The organism is Ruminococcus sp. CAG:379, from assembly GCF_000434255.1.
Taxonomy (GTDB): Bacteria; Bacillota; Clostridia; order Oscillospirales; family Ruminococcaceae; genus Ruminococcus_F; species Ruminococcus_F champanellensis.
In genome coordinates, this window is the sequence record NZ_FR894901.1 from 8,118 (window position 1) to 12,497 (window position 4,380).

Annotated in this window: 4 protein-coding genes; all 4 read right to left on the reverse strand. The window is 56.0% G+C overall.

All coding sequences use genetic code 11. The annotated features are described in order from the left end of the window. A partial coding sequence (locus tag QVO51_RS07220; protein ID WP_288167980.1) for an alcohol dehydrogenase catalytic domain-containing protein occupies positions 1 to 534 on the reverse strand: 534 nt, incomplete at its 3' end. Further along, positions 503 to 1,261, reverse strand: a complete 759-nt coding sequence (locus tag QVO51_RS07225; protein ID WP_022357837.1) for a 4'-phosphopantetheinyl transferase family protein — start codon at positions 1,259 to 1,261, stop codon at positions 503 to 505. The genes QVO51_RS07220 and QVO51_RS07225, both read right to left, overlap by 32 nt. Continuing rightward, on the reverse strand, positions 1,254 to 3,470 hold the full coding sequence (locus QVO51_RS07230; protein ID WP_022357838.1) for an ABC transporter permease: 2,217 nt from the start codon (positions 3,468 to 3,470) through the stop codon (positions 1,254 to 1,256). The genes QVO51_RS07225 and QVO51_RS07230 overlap by 8 nt, the downstream gene beginning before the upstream one ends. Then, entirely contained in the window at positions 3,467 to 4,168 is a 702-nt protein-coding gene (locus QVO51_RS07235) for an ABC transporter ATP-binding protein (protein ID WP_022357839.1), read from the reverse strand. The genes QVO51_RS07230 and QVO51_RS07235 overlap by 4 nt, the downstream gene beginning before the upstream one ends. Positions 4,169 to 4,380: the final 212 nt, after the last annotated feature.

Genomic DNA, 4,380 nt, shown 5'->3' on the forward strand with positions numbered 1-4,380 from the left:
CAGTTCAGACGGCTTTAGCACGCACTGATAGTCGCTGACCTTGGAAAACTGCGCAAAAGCACCCCAATTCCCCTCGTACCCCCACATATGATAGGTCGGACTGTACTCCGGCAAACCGCCGGAACGGATCCAGGGACAGTCCGGATCGTACTTGGAAGCGGACAGGATTACCGGATCTCCCACCCGGACATTGGACACGGCTTCCCCTGTAGCATACACGATGCCGGACGCTTCCGAGCCGCAGATGTGGAAGGACTGTCTGTCATCTCCGTAAGTGCCGTTGGCGTCCAGCACATTCTTCGGCGCACCCCTGGCTGCCCAGATGCCGTTGTAGTTGATGCCCACGGACACATTGGCAACCAGCACCTCATGGGGCTTCAAAGCGGGCAGTTCTACGATCTCATCCCGGAATGCGGTCAGGGGATCCCCCAGCCGATCCTGCCGGATGGTCCAGGCATGCATGCGCCTTGGAATGCATCCCAGGGGCGGCAGCGTGCCCGATTCATAGATCTGATCCGTATAGGTTGTATTCATGTTCATGTTCATCCTCATTTCCTTCTGCCCGGAGCCGATCCTCCAGTTCCCGGCAGGATATCCTGTCCAAGGGGGCATTTGCATGCACGCCAAACCGGGAAATACAATAGCCCGGAACAGTAATCGTGCTGCCGGCAGGACAGCCGTCCGTAAGAGCCGAATCCTCCGCCAAAAGCTCTGAGCCCTGTACGAACACCGTAAAGGTGGACAGGGGTCTGGACAAGCCGATCCCCAGCCATTTCACATAAGCCTCCTTTCCCGTCCAAAGGGTAAAGAATGCCTGCCGTCTTGCCGATCCCTCCGGAATGCGCAGCAGTGCTTCGTACTCCGCCGGGCTGTAATACCGCTGTGCCAGCTCCATATACTCCGGCACATCCCGGATCTGTTCCACATCACAGCCGCAGGGAGCAGAATCCCCCATACACAGCACGTAGTCTCCGGCATGGGAGATGCTCATGCAGAGCCGTTTCCCCCGGCACAGGGCATAGGGCGGCTGCCATTGAGGGGTATGCAGCTGTACCTGCCGGAGGGAGCAATCCGCCAACCGGGCTGCCAGATACATAGCTCCCAGTCCGGCGGCATAGCACCGAAGCCGATCCGCTGTCTGCACATACCGGCGCAGACGTTCCAACCGATCAGCAGGCAGCAGCTTCAGCAGTGCCGGATCCGGCGTTGCAGCATGCCCCTCCAGGGAAATCAGCAAACTGCCGCCCAAGGTGCTATTCATTGTTCCGTTTCAGGCTTTCTGTCATTTCAATACGCTCCACCTTTCTGCCTGCCAGTACCAAAGACAGCAGGTAGGACGCCAGCACGATCAGCAGAGTGACCACATAGCTGACTGGCTTCACATACAGGGATATCAGCATGCCGGTTGTTTCCGCAGAGGATGCGCACACCGAGCCACCCACCGCCAGTGCCAGTGGGATGCCTACCACAAAACCGATGCAAAGCAGCAGATGGTTCCCGGTCAGCACCAGATTGCGGATCTCCCGCTTCCGGTAGCCCAGAATTTTCAGCATGGAGATATTCACGGTGTTTTCCTCTACGATCATGCCGGAAATCAGATACATGGACAGCACCCCAAGCATAAAGCCGACAAACAGCACGATATAGCACATCTTATAGTACACCTGTACAGCGGATTTCACGCTTTCCCGGTAATCCTCTCTGGAAGTCTCATACAGAACCATATCTGCGTCCAGCTCCAGCTTTTCGTTGCTGACGATGGTATTCCGGTCCGCTGCATCATAGCCCATGATTTCAGCTGCATTGGCAGTACTGGTATACACTGCCGAATTGATGTTATCGTCCAGGATCCCGGCAATCTGAATGGTATGCTCCTCTGTGGTAATCAGATCCCGGAAGGTAAAGTTGTCCCCGGGCTGCACCCCATAGGATTCCGCCGCCGCATTGGTCATGTAATAGGAACCATACGCCATAGGCTCTCCCTTGAGGGTCTGCATCTTGAAATAGGCTGTATCCTCCTGATAGCCCCACAGGCTGAACAGCAGAGTGCTGTCATCCCGTTCATAGCGGCTGACCAGGGCTGCCTCCGCTCCCTCCGGCAGCTGGAACTCCGTGGTATTCAGCAGATAGGAGTAGTTGTAGGGAATCTGATCCACCGAGCTGTCCACAATGTTGTCCGCCGAATCCTTCGTGATCCAGCCCATGAGGATGCACAGGGTGCTGACTGCCACACCGATGATGATCACAGCCGAGCGTGCCTTATGCCCCAGCACGGAGCGGATCCGGTACTTCCGCCGGAAAGGCATGCGCTTGTCTGCCAGCACACCGCTGGATGCCTTGCCTGCATCCGTCTGCCGCAGCATCTGCACCGGATCCTTCCGCAGCATACGCCGCACGGTCAGATCCCCTGCGCATACATACAGCAGAGGCGGCAGCACCAAAGCGAGCACAGCCAGCAACGGCTTGACGGTTACAGTATGGGGCAATGCCTCGAAGAAGTTGAAATACATCTGGGAGAAGGGGAAGGTGGCAGCATAGCCGCAAATCAGTCCCAGCACGCTGCCGATCACCCCGGGCACCAGACTGTACAGGGCATAATGCCGCCGGATCTCTCTGGGTCGGTAGCCCAGCGCAATCAGAGTACCGACCTGCTTTTGCTCCGCCTTTAGTTTTCTGCTCAGCATCAGAACAATCAGCAGCAGCACGATGCCGTACAGCACCGGCGCAATGATCACCGCCACGGACATAACCAGCTCCGACTGGTTCAAAGCAGACTGAATCCGCATGTTGCTTGCCGCTGCCGTATAGCTCAGAATCCGGAACTCCTCATTGACCTCCTTACGGAACTCCAGGGAATTGTCCCGGTCAAAGCGAACCGCATAATAAGAATGGATATCCGGCATGGCTTCTACCGCCGCAGAAGTTCCAACTGCCAACCCGAAGCTGTTGTAATCCGGGAAGGTATCCGTCAGCGCCCGGAGCATGCAGAGATAATCCGTCCGCACCATGAACCCGGACACGGTAAACTGCTTGCCGCCGATCTGCACGCTGTCGCCGATGTGAAGTCCCTGTGCATCCGCAAAGCGCTCGGAAAGCATCACCTCTCCGTCACCGGCAGGGGCATTTCCGGCAGTCACCTGACAGGTGTTCACGGCAGTATTCTCTGCCGCCAGCCGCAGCACATAATCGTCGGCTTCTTCATCATAATAGGTCATGGATTCCAGCTTTACGTTATACTGCTCCTCCAACTGTCCGATCTGATCCTCCGGAATGGGGAACATGGTCATAAACTGGGCATCCTCCGTATTACAGTCCCGGATCCCCTGCCGGTACACCTGCCCCATGAGGCTTGCAGTGGAAATCGCCGCAATAATCAGCGTACCGATCAGCACCGTCAGCAGGATTACCACCAGGTGAAAGGAGCGATTGGTACGCATGCTTCTGAAATACCGCTTGTTTATCTTTCTCATAAGTCAATGTCCTCAGCCTTGCGTCTATTGGGATTCAGCTGGTTGCTGACCACCTTGCCGTCCCGGATCCGGACGATCCGGTCAGCCACATCCCGGATGGCTTCATTGTGGGTGATGATCACCGTAGTAGTCTTGTAAGTCCGGTTGATGTGATCCACCAGGCTGATAACGCTGCGGGAGGACTTGGAATCCAGAGCGCCGGTCAGCTCATCGCACAGCAGCAGCTTGGGATTCTTGATGACCGAACGGGCAATGGCAACCCGCTGTTGCTGCCCGCCGGAAAGCTCCTTGGGGAAACGGCTCCGGTACTTGGCAATGTCCAGATCCTGCAACAGGGCGTCCAGATCCATGGGGTTGGAAGCAATGTCAGACGCCACCTGAATATTTTCCTCCACAGTCAGATCCGGAATCAGATTGAAAAACTGGAACACAAAGCCCACCTGAGAACGGCGGTACTCCGTCAATTCGTTTTTTCCCAGCTTCATCAGATCCTTGCCGCCTACCAGCAGGGCGCCCTCATCCAGTCTGTCCAAGCCTCCCAGCATATTCAGCAGGGTGGATTTCCCCGAACCGGATGGGCCCAGGATCACGCAAAGCTCCCCTTCCTGAATACCAAGATCCACATGATCCATGGCGTAAACCGTATTCTCCGCATTGTCCCCGTATTTTTTGACGGCATTTTTGAATTCAATCAACATGTCCTTCTGCGTTCCTTTCTGCCTGTTCGGCAAATGCATCAATTTCCGCAAGCAGCTCCTGCCTGTGATCTTCCAAGTAAAAATGATTTCCGCTGAACACCCGTGTTCCATGCACCCGTGCAAAGGTTTTGCTCCACAGCGGCACTACCGCCGAATCCACCACAATGTCCTGACTTCCATACAGATTCAGTCCCAGCACCAGCCGCTGCTCC